The sequence below is a fragment of the Streptomyces sp. NBC_00775 genome, from assembly GCF_036347135.1.
Classification (GTDB): domain Bacteria; phylum Actinomycetota; class Actinomycetes; order Streptomycetales; family Streptomycetaceae; genus Streptomyces; species Streptomyces lutosisoli.
The window spans coordinates 18,057-36,366 of the sequence record NZ_CP108938.1 but is presented as its reverse complement, the minus strand read 5'-3'; the positions used below and the strand labels follow the sequence as shown (position 1 = coordinate 36,366).

The following is an 18,310-nucleotide window of genomic DNA, read 5'->3' as shown; positions in this document are numbered from 1 at the left end:
CCACCACCCCAAGGAAGATCCCGGACCCCGTGCCCGCCACGCCCTCACCCGACGGCCCCTACGACACCACCTCCCTCCGCGCCGCCGCGGTCCGCCGCCTGCTGCGTCTGCGCGACACCGAACGCCTGACCCACCACGACGTACGCACCATCGCCGACGCCTTCACCGTCCACTGGCGCACCGTGCGACGCTGGATGGACAACGCCGGCGCCCACAACGGCACCTACACCCCCCAAGGCCGTCGCCACTTCACCCTCACCCCGGCCATGCACGAAGCCCTGGCCCAATGGCACGGCAACGTGGCGAGCGCCTACCTCGCACTCGTCGCCGACGGCCACCTCGGCACCCCGCCCCGGGCCTCCCAGGCCACCTTCTACCGCGCCGTCAACCGCGAACTCAGCGCCGGGCAGCGCGCCGCCCTCAAGAACGGCGAAGCAGGCCGCCGCCGACACGACGTCCACGCCCTACGCCCGCACGGCAACCGCAACGACGTCTGGGAGACCGACCACGTCGAAGCCAGCGTCTTCGTCAACGTCGACGGACACCGCAGCAAACCGTGGATCACCTGGTTCATCGACCACGCCACCGCCGTCATCTGCGGCCTGGCCATCACCCCCCACCAGCCCAGCCAGGACGCCATCCTGGCCGCCGCCCGCGACGCCATCCTCTGCACCGATCACCACCGGCCCTTCGGCGGCATCCCCCGCAAGGTGAGAGTCGACCGCGGCCGTGACTTCCTGGGCAAGTGCGTAGCCGAGGCCTTCCAGAAGTTCGGCACCGAACTGATCGTCCTGCCGCCCTACAGCCCCCACCTCAAAGGCACCGTCGAAGCCATCAACGGCGCCGCCAAGCACATGCTGTTCAAGGGCCTGCCCGGCTACGCCCACACCCCCCGAAGCCGCCGCGACCGCCGCGGACAGCCCCTGTGGGCCCTTAACGAACTCCTCGACTACGAAACCTTCGTCACCGTCGTCCTCGACTGGGTGGACTGGTGGAACAACGACCACACCATCGCCCGCCTCCACCGGCGCACCCCCGCCCAGGCCTGGCACGCCGACCTCACCCCCATCGACACCCTCGACCCCGGCGACCTGCACACCTACACCCTCAACGACGCCGGGCCACCCCTGAAAATCACCAGCAAGGGCGTCCGCTGGAACAGCGCCTACTACGTCGGCGAATGGATGCACGGCCACGGCAGCGCAGGCGAGATGGTCCGCCTGCGCCACGAACCCCACCACTACCACCGCGTCGAGCTCTACGACGCCGACACCCTCACCTACCGCGGCCCCGCCTTCCGCAGCGACGAGATGAGCCCCCGCCAAGCCCGCGCACTGCGCAACGCCCGCCAGCGCGAAGCCGACCGCTACGCCGCCAAAGCCCGCCGCGCCCGCAAGAACGCCAAACCCCGCTACGCCGCCACCAGCGTCGCCGCCACACCCGAGCCCCTCAACCGGCTCACCGCCAGCCAAGCAGCCGCACAGCTACGTCAGTTGCAGACACCGGAAGCAGACCTGCACATCGAGGCCCGGCCCGACCTCCTCAACCGGCCCACACCCTCCTCCACCCGCTGGACCAAACCCCTGCCCGACCCCAAGCCCCAGGACACCGAGTGACCCACCCGACCACCACGCCCGAAGGCCAGTTGGCCACCGGCCCCAACTACCACTACATGGGCCTGCCCGGCGCCCGCGCCATGCTGACCGACGCCAGCGCAGAGACCTACGCCAACCTCGTCACCACCCTCAACGCCGACGCAGGCAAGGGCGCCATCATGTGCATCCACGGCGGCGTCGGCCTGGGCAAGACCTTCGCCGTCAACAGCCACCTCGACGACCTCGCCCCCCACACCACGCTCCGCATCAAAGTCGGCTCCGCCAAAATCCAGGCCCTGCGCGCCGCCCTGTACAAAAAGCTCGACCTGCCCGGCGAGGCCCCCCTCAACAGCACCCGCTGCGAAGCCATGCTCAAAGAAGCACTGTCCGACACCTCACGCGTCCTGGTCGTCGACGAAGCACAGTGGCTGGACACCCGGACCTTCGAATTCATCCGCGAACTCTGGGACGACGAGGACACCCGCCTCGCCGTCGTCCTGGTCGGAGCCGAAACCTGCTACCAGAAAATCAAGAACCGGCCGGCCCTTGACTCCCGCATCCTCATCTGGCAGCGCTACAAGCCCCTCACCCCCGCAGAAGTCCTCACCGTCATTCCCCAGTACCACCCGCTCTGGGCGGACGTACCCACCGACGAACTGCTGTGGATCGACGACGCCGCCTGCCACGGCAACTTCCGCCAGTGGGCCAAAATCACCTACCTGCTCTGGGAAGAGCACGGCGGCCCCGACACGAAGGGGCACACCGCAGATCCGCCACACCAGCCCACGCCACACGACGCGGCCGCACCGTTCCCTGCCCCTGCCTACAGCCGGAACCTAGTGCGCGCCGTCCTCAGCCGCCTCGACCCCACCCAACGCCACACTGACTGAACGGGGCCAGGGTTGATGACCCCGGAATTCTGGCTGCACCAGCGGTACGGGAATCCCGCGACGCTGACGGCTGCCACGCTCATGCCCCCACTCCCGGTGGCCGTCAGCGTGGGGGGAGTGGCCAGCACATCCATCCGCGGTGCCGGGCTAGGACAGCCCGTCACAACCAGCGCGCTACACAGGCCGGTTGATGCAGATGTCCGGGTGCCGGGCATCAACTTCACTCCTAGTGCAGCGTTTTGACCGACTCTCGCCTTTCCTGTGTTGAGGACCGCCAGTGGGCGGGTGCCGTAACCGGCGGATGGAGACGGTGTGGGAACACTGACTGACGTGACACCAGTACTTGCCGCCGCAGCTGCCGGTCTGGCAGCCCGGCATGTCGGCGGAGCGCACGCGTGAGAGCTTCTCAAGGAAGCGGTCCGCTTCCGCGAAGCGGTGCGAGCTGAGCGGGAACGGCATGCTGGGCTGGTGGCCTTGGTGGAGCGCCTCCCGCCGGGCAACCGTCTCGTCGTGCGACAGGAGCTGGGTGGCCGTCACAGCATGGAGATCCGCACGGAGCCTCGCCCGCCGGCGCCCACTTCGAGAACGGCCTCCTCGTTGAACGAGACGAGACCCTCGCAGTGTGATCCACCTCAACTGATCCACAGGTTTTGACAATTACTCCGACACCAACGCGATGCGCTCTTCTACCGTAGGCCGTCGCGCTGACGGTGCCTTGTGAAGCCGGTGCAAGACCTCAACGGAGCACGGTGAGCAGGCAGTCGGTGACAGGAAGACGTGGCTCGCAAGCCACCACCCGCACATGGTGCGCCGTCACTCCGGGCGCCAGCCTGTCGCGTACTTCTCGTACAGAGCCAGAGCGGCCGCAAGGTCCTCGTTCAGCTCGACCGTCCCCTCCTGCAGGGACTGGTGCAACAACGCGACGGCTTCGGCCAGATACACCTCCCCGCCATAGACACTCACCAGGGAGTCCCACACGAGCCGCTGCTCGGTCCGCACGGCCACACTACCCATCGTCTGGCTGTGCACCGGCGCCACTCCGCTTTCCAGCAGGCGCGCGACCACGCGGGCATCGAAGACCGGCTCAAGGACGGGAGAGCCGTCTGTGTCGGCTGTTGCCACAAGGACCGTCCGCAGCAGCATCCGCTCGTCGGCAAGGTTCTCGGGACGGGCCGCGTGGAGCTGGGAAAGAAGTTCCCGCTTCAGCAACCGGGCGGATTCCTCCGGGATCAACCCCTGCTTGTCTGGACGGCCCGCAGCGATGTCGAGCAGAAGGACCTTCCCGTACAGGCTCGGGATGCCGTGGAAGAGGCTGCGGACGGTGTGGTCGGCCACGTCGCTGCTGAGGTTGCGCAGCAGAACGCTCACCGGGCTCAGCACCGCCCATTCACCACCGAGGGAGTACATGCCCGAGGAGCCCAGCCGGATCCGCGGCAGCTGCCGCACCAGAGCCGCGGCCGTCGGCAGCACCGTTTCCTCAGGTACGTCGCGACAATGGGGCACCAGACGCTTGAGCGTGTCGTCCAGCAGGGCGTCCGGTACCTGCCCCAATGCCTCGTCGAGCATGCTTTCGTTGCCGATGCAGGCCACGACCTGGTCGGTGAATGCAGCGGGTGCCCGTCCGGCCGGCAGCTGGCGATGGAGATAGAAGTCCAGCACCGTGCTGCAGGCGACCCGCCGGTCCCGTTCCCAGGTCGGGATCCAGTCAGAACCGTAATTCTGGCCGCCGAAAATCCTGTCGGCGGCGGGGAACAACAGGCGGATGACCGGCTGGGCGTGGCCGTTCAAGAGGCCGGTGAACTCTTCCACGAACGCTTTCTCACGCGTTGGCCGGTCCGTTCCGGGTCGGTACATCGTCTTGGCTGGCGTCAGCAAATCCGTGGCGGTATGCAGCATCGCGTGCGCTGCGGGGTAGCGCACGCGAAGGGCCTCAAGCGCCAGAACGTCGACCAGATTCACCTCCAGACCCAGGCTTCGCACGGTCAGTGGCACCGATGCCAGGTACCGCTTCACATCCCGGATGGTGGAGAACATTGGGAGAATCACCTGTACGAGTACGTCCGGCCACCGCGCCGCGTGGAACGGTCCGGACTCGATCCCGTCGAGCGCCTCGGTCAGTCCTTTGGCGATGACCGGTGAGAGTGCCTGCGAGGGCAGCGGCGGCACCTCCATCGACATCTTCACGATCTTCTCGAGGTACGTGGCCCCCCTGACCGCCTCATCCGTCAATGCCGCCTCCACCACTTCGCGGTCGAAGCACAAGACGTAGACGATATTTGGAAACGAGCCGGTCAGACGCACCAGACGGAAGAGGTCGCGGATCTCCTGCTGCGACAGCCGGTCAATGTCATCGATGAACACCACAATCCGCCCCGGCAGCGCGCCCAGGAGTTCAGTCAGCTGCGCTCGTTGTTCATGGACGGTTCCCTGCTCCTCACCAAGGAGCTTCGACGTCCCCGTGGCGACAGCGCCAGCGCCGTCCAGGACGGCGCTGGCCCCGGGGACGAATTTCAGCGGCGACAGGGCGGCCGAGTACTTGCCCAGCCGTTCAGCGACGGTGCGGCCCGCGCTCTTGAGTTTGTCCTTCAGACGGCGTCCGTCCCGCAGCTGCGCGGCAAGTTCATCGAAGAAGAACCGTATGAGCTGGTCGGTGCCGGAGAAGAACCAGGGGTTGAACTTGACGACTTGCACGTCGTTGACCGTGTCCAGAGCGCTGCAGGTGAGATTCGCCAGCGACGTCTTGCCCGAACCCCACTTCCCCGTCAGAGCTACAACTGCGCCGTGCTTCGCGGACGTTCGACGGATTTCCGCCGCGAACGCATCAGCCAGGTCTGTCCGCTGCAGCAAGTCCTGGCTGGCGTCATCGATCGGTTCATCTCCGTTGAGGAGACTGCCGACATTGATCGATGCGTTGTCCGTCATGCCCCACCCGTTCTTGGTCCTGGAGCAAGCGAGCGTAACGTTGTCCTCTGACAGCGAGGCGGTGGCCAAACACGTCGATGTCCGGGATCACTGCCTTGATGTTGCGTCTGCCCAGGTGGGCGCAGGTGGCGCGGGAGGAGTACGCGGCACTGTCATCGAAGCACAGGACGCAGACGATATTCGGGAACGAGCCAGTCAGACGGCTGCTCTGTCGCCACTGAGGTTCATCCTCCGGGGCCGGCGTCGGCGTAGTGGTTCGCTGTCACTTCGCCTCTGCTGATCCGGCACCGCTTCACGCGGGACTGCTCCTGGCTCGTGGAGGAACTGGCCGTAGGTTCACGGTGTGCCCCACTCGCGCAGCGCCTTGAAAACGGAGTCACTGTCGAGTTCGTGGCCTCGGTCCAGACTCTTGAGGAGAGCTGTGGAACTCGTCATGCGGTCGGGGTAGTACAGCTCGGGTGCCAGGCACGCGGGGCAGTCGCTCAGGAGGCAGAACGGCGAGAGCGGGAGGGGTTCGTCGTTGGGGGAGATGAGGTAGAGCCGGTCGTCTGCCAGAGGGTGTGCCGTGTCGAAGGAGACCGTTGCGAAGTCGGGATGGTCACCCATCAGGGCCAGGCCTGATACGCGGAACTTCCCGGCGGCAGGCATCCATTGGAGCCGGTCGGTGTGAACCCATCGGGTGTGGGCGAGGAATGCGCATCCCGACAGGCTGCTGAGCATCAGCGGTTCGATGCGCCCAAGGCTCTTCTCCAACTCGGCTCGTGTTCGGGGGCCCGCACCGTGCCGGATCTTGTTGCGGAGCTCGACCAGTTGGTCGAGATCGGCGACCAGGCCTTTCCTGCCCTTCTTACGAGCTGTTGCCTCGACGAGGCCAGCGGCGGGGTCACCGTGCTGACGTGCGTCTTCGGCCACTGCCCTGACCACCCCCACCCAGTGGCCGAGGGAGACACCACCCCGCTCAACGGACTGGCTCCACTGGGCGATGGCCGGCAGATCCTGACGGCCGCGATCAGCAGCCAAGGCAAGGGCCATGATGCCCAGAGAGAGGATCAAAGACTCGGCGCACTGGATGGCCGCCTCGTGTCTTTCTGCCAGGGACAGGGAGTGCCGGAACTTGCGGACCGCACGGGCTACAGCGTAGGGGTAGGAGTCCTGGAACAGCTTGTAGGGCTCGTTGTGTCGGCGCAGGTTCTGCGCGGTCAAGGAGCTGATCGCGGCGGCGTCATCGAGCCGCCCGCGGCGGGTTGAACCCGTTCCGCTTTCGAAGATCCGCATCCGCATCCGGTGGAGGTCGTCCTGGATGCGTGCGGCTTCTTGTTCCCCTTCGTCGAGCATGGCGAGGGAGGCGCGGATTTCCGACAGGTCGCCGTCACACTTGGGAATCCAGATGTCGGCCATCTCGCGGGCCTTGATACGCGGGATGGTTCCGTACTTCGGCAGCTGCTGCTCGGCCAGGGGACTGGACAGGTAGGCGATCACGTACTCGTGGGGCAGAACCTCCTCGGTGAGCCGGATGACGATCAGGCCCTGGCCGGGCTGCACGCCGTCGTATTGGCTCGGCACGCACGTCCAGTAGCGGATACCGGCGAGATCCCGTCCGACGATGTCGCCCTGCCGCAACCGGCGAGGGGGTTCGCGCTGGTCCGCACGCAGGGGCAGGTCTGCCACATCCGGCAGCGTGCTGGTCAGCAGGGTGGGGGGCAGAATCCGTCGGCGCCCCTCTGTGTCCGTCGCATCCGGTTCCTCGTCCAGATCGGATCTGCGCACAGACCCGGGAAAGATCTCAGCGAAGTCCCCCAGACGAATGCCTTCTTGAGCTGCCCGCTGCATCTCATGTATCTGACGGAATCGCTCCAGCGACAAGTTGTAGTCCTCCGCGGCGATCTCCGCGCTGGTCACGCAGAAGCTCTGCTCAGACCGGGCACGCCGGCGCTCACTGCTGTGCCGCAGCCGCCAACGCCGCATGAGATCCGGGAGGTTGTTGCGCGTGTGATCGACGGTATCCAGAACACTGTCGGGAGCCAGCCCGAGCTTGTCCTGCGCCAGCAACGGCTCACGCCGGTCGTCCAGGCTCCAGCCGTCCGCCGTGAGATCGTAGAACCACACGCTGTCTGCCTGCCCGGCGTCCTTGGTGAAGAACAGGATCGCCGTCGACACACCCGCATACGGCCTGAAGGTGCCGCCGGGCAGCTTCACCACAGCCTTCAGCCCGTGCTGGTCCACCAGCAGGCGCCGAAGTTCGATGTGCGCGGAACTCGAGCTGAACAGCAGCCCGGCAGGGACAATCACGGCCGCGCGTCCCCCTGGCCTCAACAGCCGCAGAATCATGGCGAGATGAAGAAGCTCGGCCTTCTTCGTACGAACCATCCCGAGCAACTCCGGTGCGACAGCCTCGTAGTCGAGGCTGCCTGCGAACGGGGGATTGGCCAGGACAACCGAGTAGCGCTCACTCTCCGCTCCCGGCGCCTTCCGCCAGGTTGTCCCGGTACCGCAGGTCAGCACCCTCGAAGCCCTGAAGAGCCAGCCGCATGCTGCTCAACCGCAGCATGGTCGTGTCGAAGTCAGACCCGTGGATCCTGCCGCGCTCTGCCGCGCTCCGCTGCGCGATGTCCGGCTCGGATCGGTGGATAAACCGAGCCGCAGCAGTGAGCAGACCCCCCATGCCGCAGGTCGGATCGCACACCTCGTCGGCAGCTCCGGGCTCAGTCATCGCTGCCATCAGAGCTGCCAGATGAGGAGGCGTACGGAAGGCGCCGAAGGGACCGGCCGTTGCGACCCGGGCGAGCAGGTGCTCGTACAGACCGCCCGCGTTGGCATCCCCGGCCGTGAGCACCTCCTCGAGAAGGCCCACAACCTTGGCGAGGAGACTGGGGGTCGGGATCGCGAAGCGAGCATCGTTGACGTGCTGCGAATAGGCCAGCTCGGCGAAAGCGTGGCTACGCAGCCAGGGAAACACCTCGTCGGTCATCGACGTATACATGCGTTGAGGCGTCAGGCGGATGAGACGGGACCAGCGCAGATGCTGCTCGTCCTGAGCGAAGACAGGCGCCCTCTCCGGTGCTTCCTGCCGAACTGCCTCCAGCTCCCAGAGTTCCTGCACGCCGTCTAGCTCACGGAGATACAACAGATGGGATATCTGCTCCACGATCTCCAACGGACTGGAGACTCCCGCTGCCCAGAAGGCGTCGAAGAGCCGGGTGGTGGTACGCATGAGACCGTCGTTCATCACCTACCGGAGACTATCCGCCGGGTGATTGCCGTCTCTACGACGGCTCTACCTTCAGCGGCCAGCCGAGAGCGGCAAGTCCTGCCGGCCCGGCAATGTGCACACGCTGCCTGTTGCCGGTGGTGTGCACGATGTTGGTGACTGGTGCCGCGGTGAGTAGGAAATGCACGAGGCGTCCCGGAGGGGGGGGGTCCCACAGCCGCATGCCGGCGACCTGCTCTCGTCCTGGGGACGCAGCGAGCCTGCCCCACTACCTCGGCAATCTCAGCCCCGCGAGATTCATTCAAAGATGGCGACGTTCATTTGCGGTGGGTGCGTGGACAAGGAACGGAACGAGTACGAGGAGCAGTGGACGGTCCTCCAACAGCCCCGGCCGGACTGCTCTTCGAAGTCAAGCGTGCCCAGGCGGCAAAGACGAGTTCGGTGCGGTGGGGTGGGTGTTGATCCATGAGAGGCCGCCGAGGTCGAGGTGCTGGCGGGCGCGGGTGACGGCGACGTAGGCGAGGCGGGCGTCGGTGTCGTTGACGGGTTCCGGGATGGGGTGTCCCTGGTCGTCGTGCTGGTCGGTGTCCTTGGGCGGTGGGAAGTCGTTGCCGATTTGGACGGTGGGCCATTCGCGGCCTTTGGCGGTGTGGGCGGTGGAGACGGTCACATCGGCGTGGGTCTCATCAGAGAGTTGGTCGACGGCGGTGAGGATGGCGTCGGGGCCGTGGGTGTCGACGAGGTCGACGAAGGGCTGCAGGTCACGACCGGCGGGATCGTAGACGGCGTAGTCCTGCAGTTCGCCCCAGGAGGGGAAGAGGACGAGTTCGGGGTGGGTGGTGCGGCGGCCGTCTTTGAGGTCGCGGGCGGCGAGGGCCAGCGCAGCGAGCTGCTGTCCGCCTCGGGTGAGGGCGACGCGGTGGCCGGTGGCGAGCAGGCGCATGACTTCGGCCATGGCGCCGATGTTCGTGCGGCACAGCACCGCGTCCGGCCGGTCGAGGTTGCCGACTTCGGTCGCGATGGTGTCGGTGCCGGTCAGGCGGATGGGCGCGTCGGCGAGCGTGAGCCAGCGGTTGGCCTCTTCTGCGATCGGGGGGCCGAAGCGGAAGGAGCGGGTCAGGGTGAGGGGAGTGGCGTCGAAGCCGGTCATCACGTCCCGGGCGCCGCGCCAGCCGTAGATGGCCTGGGCGGAGTCGCCGACCATGACGAGCTGGACGTGGCCGCGCTGGGCGGCGAAGACCTCCTCGAGGACCGGGTTGGTGTCCTGGGCCTCGTCGAGGAAGAGGAAGTCGGCTTCGATCGTGGGCTCGGTGAGGGCCCACATTTTCAGGTAGTGGTCGTGTTCGAAGCGGACCACGCCCCGCTCGGGGTTGTGCAGGTCGGCCCAGGCTTTGAGGGCGAACGGCAGGACCTGGTGGGCGAGTTGGGCGTGCCCGGCAGGTGTGTCGAGGCCGCGCATGCGCGGCACGTGGTGGCGGGCCAGGGTGCGGTCGGCGGAATAGCAGTAGTGGGTCACGGTGCGCACCACGGAGTGGGAGAGCGCCCGGGGGCTGATCTCGTGATCGCCGATGCGGACCGGCCGGGTGATGCCGAGTGCCTGGCCGGTCTTCCATGCGGGCTGGCGGGGGCTGTTGAGCCGGTTCGTGAAGCGGTGGCCGAGGGCGGCGTAGGCCGTGGCATGGGCGGTCTTGCACCGCACTGTGCGCGGGAAGCGGGTGGCGGCATCCCGGGCGATGTCTTTGTTGAAGGCGAGGTAGCGGCCGCGGCGGCGGGTGCTGTCGGCGAGCAGGCCGAGCGTGCTGGTCTTCCCCGTCCCGGCGCCGGCCTGCAGGACGAGATGGTGACCGGCCCGGAAGGCATCGACGGCATGGGCCTGTTCGTCGGTGGGCGTGTGCAACAAGGGCTCCGAGGCAAAGGGATCGAGGAACGGAAAGTGGGATCTGCAACCGCTGTGCCGGGGGTGTTGCGGGGGAGGAGGGGTTACGGCGCTGTGCGGGTGGAGTGGTGCTGACGGCCGTACAGCAGGCCGGACACGCAGGCCAGTACTTCGTCGGGCGTGTGGTGGGCGAGCAGGCTCTCCAGCCGGCCCTCCAGCCGCCGGGCGCGTTCCTGCTCGTCCCGAGCGAGCGCCGCGGTCACGCGACGGCGGAGCACGTCCTGGGGCCTCCGTCCCAGGACCGCCGCGGCCTGGTGCAGGGCTCTGTCGGCGGCGTGGGTGAGCGTGACGTTGAGCAGGACCTGACCGCGCCCGTCTGGGTAGTGCGTGGTCAGGAAGTCGATCGGCAAGCGTGTACCCAGTTGACGCCGAAGCGCATGCAGAGCGCCGCCGGGACGGCGTGTGCTGTGGACCGCCATCAGCCGGCTGCGGTCCGCGTTCGCGGCCAGGGGCACGCCGCAGCGCGCATGCCGGAGTTCGCCGGGGGGTGGCGGGTCTGGTCAGGGTGATCTCGACGGCGTGGTGCGGCGTCACGGCCGGGCCTCCTGCCGAGCGCGGCCCGTAGACCCGGGGCGCCGGGCGGGGGCGGGCAGTCGGCTGTGGATGTGCTCGTGGTGGCGCAGTGGGTCGAAGGGCTCCCACTCGGCCACCGCCAGGTCGGCGGCCGTGGGCGAGGCAGCGTGCTGCGGGCAGCGCTGGGCGCGCCAGCGCAGCTGCTCGGCGTAGGGAACGCGGCCGAGGTCGTAGACCGCCATGACCTCAGCGGGCAGGGCCAGTTGGCTGCTCGTCGCGGTGGCGGGCATCAGCATCCAGGTGCCGCCGGGGGTATCGGGGGCGAGCAGTGGGCTGGTGCAGCGGTGGCGGCGCCGGGTCTGGGCGACACACTGGATCTCATCCACCGGCCGGGCAGCGAGGTAGCGGACATACAGCAGCTGCACGATGGGCCGGGCCGGGCGGCAGGCGGACGGCTGGGGCGCCGGGCTCTCCGGCGAGGCCGGGGGAGGGGTGAAGGCGCCTGCGTCGATCAGGCGGCGGGAACGCACGGCCAGAGACCGGCGCAGCCCGGCCAGCTCGCGGGGGGACGGGGGAGTGTCTCGGGCGGGACAGACGACGGCGTGCGGCAGACGGCACCAGCTGCTGCCGTCCCCGGCCGGGTGGGCGACACCGGAGCTGACGTGCCAGCGGCAGGCGACGGGCACCCTGGCGGCCGGCAGTTCGTGCGGATGGAGGCGTACCGGCCGGCGGTTGCCGCAGTGGTACCACTCGATCCGGTTGCCGCACTCGCGGCACCGGTCGCTTTGGCCGCAGCGCAGCAGCCGGCTGACGCCGTCGGGGGTGACCTGCAGGGAACGGCGCGTGCGGTGGGCGAGGACCGGGCTGCCGTCCCAGTGGCGGGAGGCGGGAGGTGTGGAGCGCATGCGCGTGAACCTGCCAGCCAACACGCCGCATCCGGGGCGGCGCTGCCGCCGGATCCCCCGCCTGGCCGCACGCAGTGGAACTGGAGCGCGAATGGGCGGTCGCGTGTTTGAGATGGTCTCGCCGGTTCGGGTGATCCGTGGCGGCCGCTCGGGCGGGGTGTCAGTCTCCGCCGGACCCCGGTAGGTCGTGTCTGCGGCACAGGGTGCTGAAGAGCTCGTCGAGCGGGGTGTCCAGGGCGTGGGCGAGGGCGTGCCAGGTCTTCAGGGTGCCGATGGTGCGGCCCTGTTCGATCTCGATGACGGTGCGTCTGGCCAGGCCGCTGCGGGCGGCGAGCTCGTCGTAGGTCCACCGGCGCGCGGCCCGCAGACGCGCGAGTTCCAACCGCAGCGCGTCGAGGTCCGGATCGGGCGGCAAGATCGTCACCCGTCCATCCGACGGTGCAGACCCCTGCCCTGTCAGTGCAGACCTCTGCCCTATTTTCCCAGGTGGCAGCGGCCATCGGAGGGCAGAGGTCTGCACTACGGTGGGCGGTCGCCCCCACCACCAAGGACGAGACCAGCGCGGAAGCAACCGGAGGAACACGCGCCCATGAGGCTGCGCACAGCATGTCCGGCGACACCACGCGCCTGGAGCGTGGAACTGCGCTCGCACCCCAGCGGGCTCGTCCTCGTATGCCAGCACTGCCCCCACGGCACCACGCCAATCACCGCAGCCTCCGCTCGCTCGGCTGCCCTGGCCCACCTCGCACGGCACGTGCGCGGCGACCTGCGCCCCCCGCACCTGCGGATCTGCCAGTGCCACGAACGCGGCTGCCGCTGGCACTCCCGCCACCGCGGCTGCGCCGGCCCCATCCGCCTCCTCCTCGCATGCGAACACGGCGGACGGCTATGGCGACTCGTCGACGCCTGCAGCGCCTGCGCCGCAGCGACAGCCCAGGCCGCCGTCGTACCCGACACGGCCCTCGCCCGCGCACCTCTGCAGCCGACAACCGGCCGGCGACGCGGCAGACGCCGCCCCAAAGGCCCGGGTGAACGGGTCCGGGTCCACGAAATGCTCAGCTACCTCGCCACCGCGCTCCCGCAGGACACCTCGGCCGTCGCGCGCCTGCTGGCGCTGCAGTGCGCGCTCCGCATGAACGCCAGAATGCAAGTCCGGCTGCCCAAGGGTGTGTTGCGCAGCCTCCGCCTCAACGCCGCCTCGGGTCCATGGCGCGAGTTGGAGCACGCGCGATGGCTGCGTCCAGATCCCGGCAACGCGCCCAACGAGATCGCCGCTGAACTGCTCGACGTCACACTGCTCGGCCAGGCCTCAGCCCGCCCCGACCGGCGGCGCGCCGCGGACTGGGCGCTGCGCGCCAGCTCCTCCGCTGCAGTAGGGACGATCGAACCGCTGCCCCAACTGGCAGGCGTGTACCTTGCGGCGCACACGGACCCGGAATCCGGCAGCGGCCTGGGCGAGCTCGACCAGATGGCGCGCGCCTGCGGTGCCCGGCCCGCGGAACTGGCCGGCGCGCTTGACCATCTGGAGGCAACAGGACTGCTGGGGTCATGGCAGGCCTGCCCGGACTCGGGAGATCTGCAGTGGACCCTTGCACGCGGCGCGGGAATTCGCGCCAGCGATCGTCGGCGAGGAACGGCCGAGGAATCTCGCGTGGGGTAGACCGATACCCCAGGACATGTGACGGCTGCTACGACGGACCAGGCTCCGGGGCATGTAGCCGTCACGCGTCTCCGCCAGCGCCCTGACGTAGGCGAGTGGTTCTGGATCTGTGACCGGCCTGATGGAGTCCTCTTGCCTGCCAGGGAACCGGTCGATGACGACGGCTGGCCGGGAATGGAGCCCTGTCTTCCGGGCGCTCCTGGTGCGCCGTGTGTGCTTCTTTCACGCCCTGCGTGCGCTGCAACTCCCTCTGCCTGTAGGTGCTTTGGGATTCGTACGTTGGTCTGTTCGCCTGCAGGGGGCGGGCTCCGGTGCTCGGTGGGCCGGGTTCGGTGGACGGACCAGCCAAGGGGTGACTTGTGGATGCCATAGTGCGGCATGCTCGTCGGGAGAAAGTGGCGGCTGAGGCGCAGCAGTGGGCTGATGCGCTGGTCGATTTCGGGCCCTACAACACGCTGTTGCACTTCAAGGACACCAAGACCGCGTCGCTGGATGTGACCGACGCTCCTCCGTCGGCCCTGGCCTCGCTCCTGGACGGCCGTAAGACCCGCCTGATCGGCCTGTTTCCCGATACTGCCGACCACGGTGCTGCCTGCACCCGGGCACGAAGCCTGCGCCGCAGGATGGTGGAGCTGGATGAGGAGCAGGGCATCGAGGCCGGTCGCCTGGCTCTTGGTCTGTTGCGTGTCGACCCGCCGCCCACGCGCGGGAGTACGCCGGTGCCGGCGCTGCGCGCCCCGTTGTTGCTGCAGCCTCTGGTCATCCAGCCGCGCACCGCGTCCGAGAACGACTTCGTCCTCGAGACGGCCGGTGAGGCGGAGATCAACCCGGTGCTGCTGTACGCGCTCAGCCGTCAGTACGGCATGGACGGCGACACGGAGGCTCTCGCTGACAAGGTGTCCGCCGCCCTGGAGGAGTGCGCGGATCCGGCCGGTCGCCTCCGCATCGCGTACGGGATCCTCGAGGCCGACCTCGCACGCAGCAGCCTGACGGCCGAGCTGGAAGAGCGCATCGTGGCGGGCGTCTTCAGCTTCGACCGGCTCCCTATGGTCCAAGACCTGCGCAGCGCCACCGAACTGCTGGCCGGCCACCCGGTCATCGCCGCTCTGACCGGTGACCCGGAAGCAAACCGGGCCCTGGCCGAGGACGACACCGGCTATCGTGCTCCAGCCGGCGCCGACGACATCCCGCCCCAATCGGAGTACCTGGTTCTCGACGCGGACGCCTCCCAGCAGAAAGTCATCAGTGCCGCGCTGGCCGGCTCCCACCTGGTGATCGAAGGACCGCCGGGAACGGGCAAGAGCCAGACCATCGCCAACCTGATCGCCACCTTCTCGGCCCTGGGCAAACGCGTCCTGTTCGTCGCCGAGAAACGCGCCGCGATCGAAGCCGTCACCGACAACCTCGTCACCGTGGACCTGGACGGCCTGGTCTTCGACCTCCACGGCAACAAACTCAGCCGCCGCCAGATCGCCCAGCAACTCCACGACGCCCTGGAACAGGCTGGCCAACAAGCCCCGCCACGCCCGGCCGACCTGCACACCGGCCTGGCCCACTACCGCGAGGAAACCCTCCGGCACATACAGGAGTTCCACCAGCCGCTTACTCCCTGGCAGGTGAGCCCGCACCAGGCGATCACCCACCTGATGGGCTGCCCGCCCGCCCACCACACCCGCCTGCGGCTGCGCGGCCCCGCACTGGGCCGCCGGTACCCCGCGGCGTCCCGCAGCCGGGCGCAGCCACGGCCAGGCCGCCACCCCGCAGGACTGTGCGGACTGTCGCCGCGTCGGCGGCCCCTGGTCAGTTGCTGGTCGCAGTCTTGATGGCGCTACGGATGGCTATGTCCACGGACCGCTCGCCGATCAGCTCGTAATAGAAACGTGCGCTGCCCGGGTGTTCCCGCAGAACACCGGCAAGGATCTGAGCGGCCTGGCCGTGCACCTGGCGCAGCCAGTCCCGGGTCGCGTTCTGCTGGTCGAACTCGTTGAAGGCCTCGTCCCAGGTGCACATGCCGCGGGCCGCCTCCTCCAGTAGGTCCCACTCCTCTTCCTGGGCGGCGTGCCGGGCGACGCGGCGCAGCCACGCGATGGCTCGTTTGGCTTCGCTGTAGTGCGGCCAGCCGGTGCCGTCGCCGTGCACGTGCCCGACCATCGCCGCGACCAGGGTGAGGGCCCGCTCGGTGTTGGCGAGCAGGAGCGGCGCGGCGAGGTCCATGTCCAGGCGCGGCAGGACATCCAGGTATAGCTCGTAGTCGCCGTCATGATCGGCGACCAGAGCGAGCAGCCGGCGGGCCGCCTCGGTGTCCCCGTCCTCGACGTCCTGCACCAGCTGCTGGGCCCGCGCGATGGGCAGGTCCAGGTCCGCGGAGGTCGCGTGTTCGACCAGATCAAGGAATTCGGCGATGGTCTCCGGACGGTTCGACGGCTCATGGAACGTGCACTGCCGCACCACCGCACGCCAGGGACCGGGTGGCGGCAGGAGGGGGACGTTCGGCTCGGGGTCGGTGCCCGTCAGCAGCCAGCCGATCACTCTTCCCAAGCTGTAGATGTCGCTCGCGAACGTCGCGTTGTGAGGATCAACGGACAGTTCGGGGGCACCGAACTCGAGCGTGCCGATCATCCTGCCGGTGCGTCCGGGGGTCGTTGTCTGACCGCGGGGACGACGCGCGATGCCCCAGTCGCCGAGGACCCACCGGCCGTCGAGATGCAGGATGTTGGCGGGCTTGATGTCCCGGTGCAGGTAACCGAGACGGTGGGCGTCTGCCAGAGCGGCCGCCACCGCGTCCACCAGGGCCCGCAGTTCCTTGCCGTCGCGCTGCAGTTCCGGCTGGCGCTGTTCGGCGGTGGCCTGGGCCATCGGCATGACGAACCACTCGGCACGGGGACTGAAGTCGAGGACCGGCATGACGTGCCGGTTGTCCCCGAGTGCCTGGGCGACTTCGATCTCACACAGCATCCGCGCGGTGAGCTTCTCGCGCAGCGACTTGGCCTTCTTGAAGGCCACTACGGTCTGCGTCGCCTTGTGCACGGCCTCGTGGACGATCCCCATGCCGCCCTCGCCGCCCGGCAGCGGGAACGTCTCCAGGGCGTAGTCCTTCTTCACGCCGCGGGCCTGCCGGCGCACCACGGTGTACAGATCGGCGGCGGGCACCGGCGGCTGCTCCTCTACCGCGGCCGAGGTGGCAGGGAAGTGGCCGGTGATCTCCATCAGGACCGGGTGGAGCATGCCGATATCGTTCGTCGGCAGCGCACCCAGCAGATACGCGGGCCCGCCCTCCGGCCTCTGCGCCAAGCCCAGCACCTCGCCGAGCTGTACCTCGGCGACCGGGTAGTTCGTGCGGGTGGCCGCGTTGACGGTATGCAGTTCCACGCCGATGCCGGAGCCGGCTCGCCCGGCCACCAGGACGACACCGCGGCCGCCTCGGGCCACGTGCCCCGGGTAGGACACCGGGGTCACCACCCAGTCCTCTCGTCCGCCGGCGCTCGTGCCGACGTCGAGGTCGACGACGGCGCTGTGCCCACTGGCCGAAAGGAGAAAGCGCCGACCGTCCAGCCAGACAGCCGACCGCACTGCCGCGTCGAAGGCGATTGAGAACCGCTGCTGATCGCCTACCTGGTCGCCGAGCCGGGTCAGCGCCAACGTCGAGCCGGTGCCGGCGCCGAACGTAGCCCCGGATCCGGACAGCACCCACACACTCTCATCGGGGCCGCTCAGCAGGCTGGCATTGGCATCGAATCCTCCGCCCACCGCCTGCAGCACGCCGTCATGCCACATGACCACCGCCGGCCCGCACAGCACATACACCGCTGCGTCCGGCATCACGACGGCGGCGCCGTGCACGCCGGGCAGCGGTAGCCGCCACCGCAGCCCGCCCCGTTGCAGATCCACCTCTGCAAGCCCCGACTCGGTGGTGACCAGCGCCCTGTTCGGCGTCTCCCAGGCAAGTCCGCTCGGCCGCAGCGGCCAGTCCTCCCCGGCCAGAACCACGGAGGCCGCGATGCCCGGCTCCGTCCGAGTCGGCACAGTAGCCAACCCCGCCGGACGCGTGCGCAGAGACAGCGGTGGCGCCGACTCCTTAGGCTCCTGCAGCAGGAATTCGTGCAGCGGCGTGTACGGCGGCCGCGGCGTGCGGAAGGCAGCACGGATCAGCGTCGCGAGCGGGACAAGCCCGCACACAGCTGCTTCCAAGTGGTCCTGGTCGAGAAGCACGCCCTCCTCACCCAGCGCCGCACGCAGGTCATCGTCCACCGCACGACCGGGAGTTCGCGCGCACACCAGCACACGACGCACCCCTGGCCCAAGACCCTGTTCATCGAAGGCCCGCACAGTAGCCCGGGCCGTGGCGACCACATCGGGTCCTGATGCAGCGGTCACAGTGATCACGTAGTCGCGTCCGGCGAGTTCGGAGAAGACAGCCGGCTCGTCCGGCGCTCGCTGGTCCACAGTCGCGTCCGCGTCGGTGCGCCGGATCAGTGCCGTGACCACCTTGACGAGGAGCTGCTGCCGGACCTGCTCCGGCAGCTCGCTGTTGTGGCACTGACCGTACTCGGCCAGCAGTTCCCGTACGTCCTCCATCGCCCCACCCGAGCATCGTGCCCACCGGGCACAACGCCCGAAGGACCGATTGTTGCGCACAAACAGGACACGACGCGTACCGATCGCAGAGGCCGCCCGGCCGCCG

At 68.6% G+C, this 18,310-nt stretch carries 12 protein-coding genes; 4 read left to right on the top strand and 8 right to left on the bottom strand.

What is annotated here, in order from left to right; genetic code table 11:
- The first annotated feature begins 29 nt into the window (after positions 1-29).
- Positions 30-1,616, top strand: coding sequence for a Mu transposase C-terminal domain-containing protein (locus OIC96_RS00120; protein WP_330301540.1), 1,587 nt, complete (start codon positions 30-32; stop codon positions 1,614-1,616).
- Complete coding sequence (locus OIC96_RS00115) at positions 1,613-2,485, top strand: ATP-binding protein (protein ID WP_330301539.1); 873 nt, start codon at positions 1,613-1,615, stop codon at positions 2,483-2,485. Before OIC96_RS00120 ends, OIC96_RS00115 begins: the two co-directional genes overlap by 4 nt.
- 813 nt (positions 2,486-3,298) lie before the next feature.
- Here the strand turns inward: OIC96_RS00115 and OIC96_RS00110 are convergent.
- The 7 genes from OIC96_RS00110 to OIC96_RS00080 all read right to left on the bottom strand — a co-directional run bounded on the left by OIC96_RS00110 (position 3,299) and on the right by OIC96_RS00080 (position 12,393).
- A complete protein-coding gene (locus OIC96_RS00110; RefSeq protein WP_330301538.1) occupies positions 3,299-5,407 on the bottom strand; it encodes a KAP family P-loop NTPase fold protein in 2,109 nt (702 codons plus the stop codon).
- Positions 5,408-5,743: 336 nt separating this feature from the next.
- Positions 5,744-7,909: an HsdM family class I SAM-dependent methyltransferase gene (locus OIC96_RS00105; RefSeq protein ID WP_330301537.1), complete on the bottom strand. Its 2,166-nt coding sequence runs from the start codon at positions 7,907-7,909 to the stop codon at positions 5,744-5,746.
- Positions 7,854-8,618 carry a class I SAM-dependent DNA methyltransferase gene (locus tag OIC96_RS00100; RefSeq protein ID WP_330301536.1) on the bottom strand — a complete coding sequence of 255 codons (765 nt, stop codon included), beginning with the start codon at positions 8,616-8,618 and terminating at the stop codon, positions 7,854-7,856. The genes OIC96_RS00105 and OIC96_RS00100 overlap by 56 nt, the downstream gene beginning before the upstream one ends.
- Before the next feature lie 406 nt (positions 8,619-9,024).
- On the bottom strand, positions 9,025-10,512 hold the full coding sequence (locus OIC96_RS00095; protein ID WP_330301535.1) for a UvrD-helicase domain-containing protein: 1,488 nt from the start codon (positions 10,510-10,512) through the stop codon (positions 9,025-9,027).
- Positions 10,513-10,595: 83 nt separating this feature from the next.
- Entirely contained in the window at positions 10,596-10,901 is a 306-nt protein-coding gene (locus tag OIC96_RS00090) for a hypothetical protein (protein WP_330301534.1), read from the bottom strand.
- A gap of 180 nt (positions 10,902-11,081) precedes the next feature.
- Positions 11,082-11,969 (bottom strand): DUF6083 domain-containing protein, encoded by an 888-nt coding sequence (locus OIC96_RS00085; RefSeq protein ID WP_330301533.1) that lies wholly within the window; start codon positions 11,967-11,969, stop codon positions 11,082-11,084.
- Between the two features lie 160 nt (positions 11,970-12,129).
- The gene (locus OIC96_RS00080) at positions 12,130-12,393 is read right to left on the bottom strand and encodes a helix-turn-helix transcriptional regulator (protein WP_330301532.1); all 264 of its coding nucleotides are present in this window, start codon (positions 12,391-12,393) and stop codon (positions 12,130-12,132) included.
- A 165-nt stretch (positions 12,394-12,558) separates the two neighbouring features.
- On the opposite strand from OIC96_RS00080, the gene OIC96_RS00075 reads away from it, so the two are divergent.
- Positions 12,559-13,629 carry a hypothetical protein gene (locus OIC96_RS00075; protein ID WP_330301531.1) on the top strand — a complete coding sequence of 357 codons (1,071 nt, stop codon included), beginning with the start codon at positions 12,559-12,561 and terminating at the stop codon, positions 13,627-13,629.
- Between the two features lie 395 nt (positions 13,630-14,024).
- A complete protein-coding gene (locus tag OIC96_RS00070; RefSeq protein WP_330301530.1) occupies positions 14,025-15,452 on the top strand; it encodes an AAA domain-containing protein in 1,428 nt (475 codons plus the stop codon).
- Here the strand turns inward: OIC96_RS00070 and OIC96_RS00065 are convergent.
- Entirely contained in the window at positions 15,430-18,204 is a 2,775-nt protein-coding gene (locus OIC96_RS00065; RefSeq protein ID WP_330301529.1) for a protein kinase domain-containing protein, read from the bottom strand. The two genes, OIC96_RS00070 and OIC96_RS00065, sit on opposite strands and share 23 nt — an antisense overlap.
- Positions 18,205-18,310 lie beyond the last annotated feature (106 nt).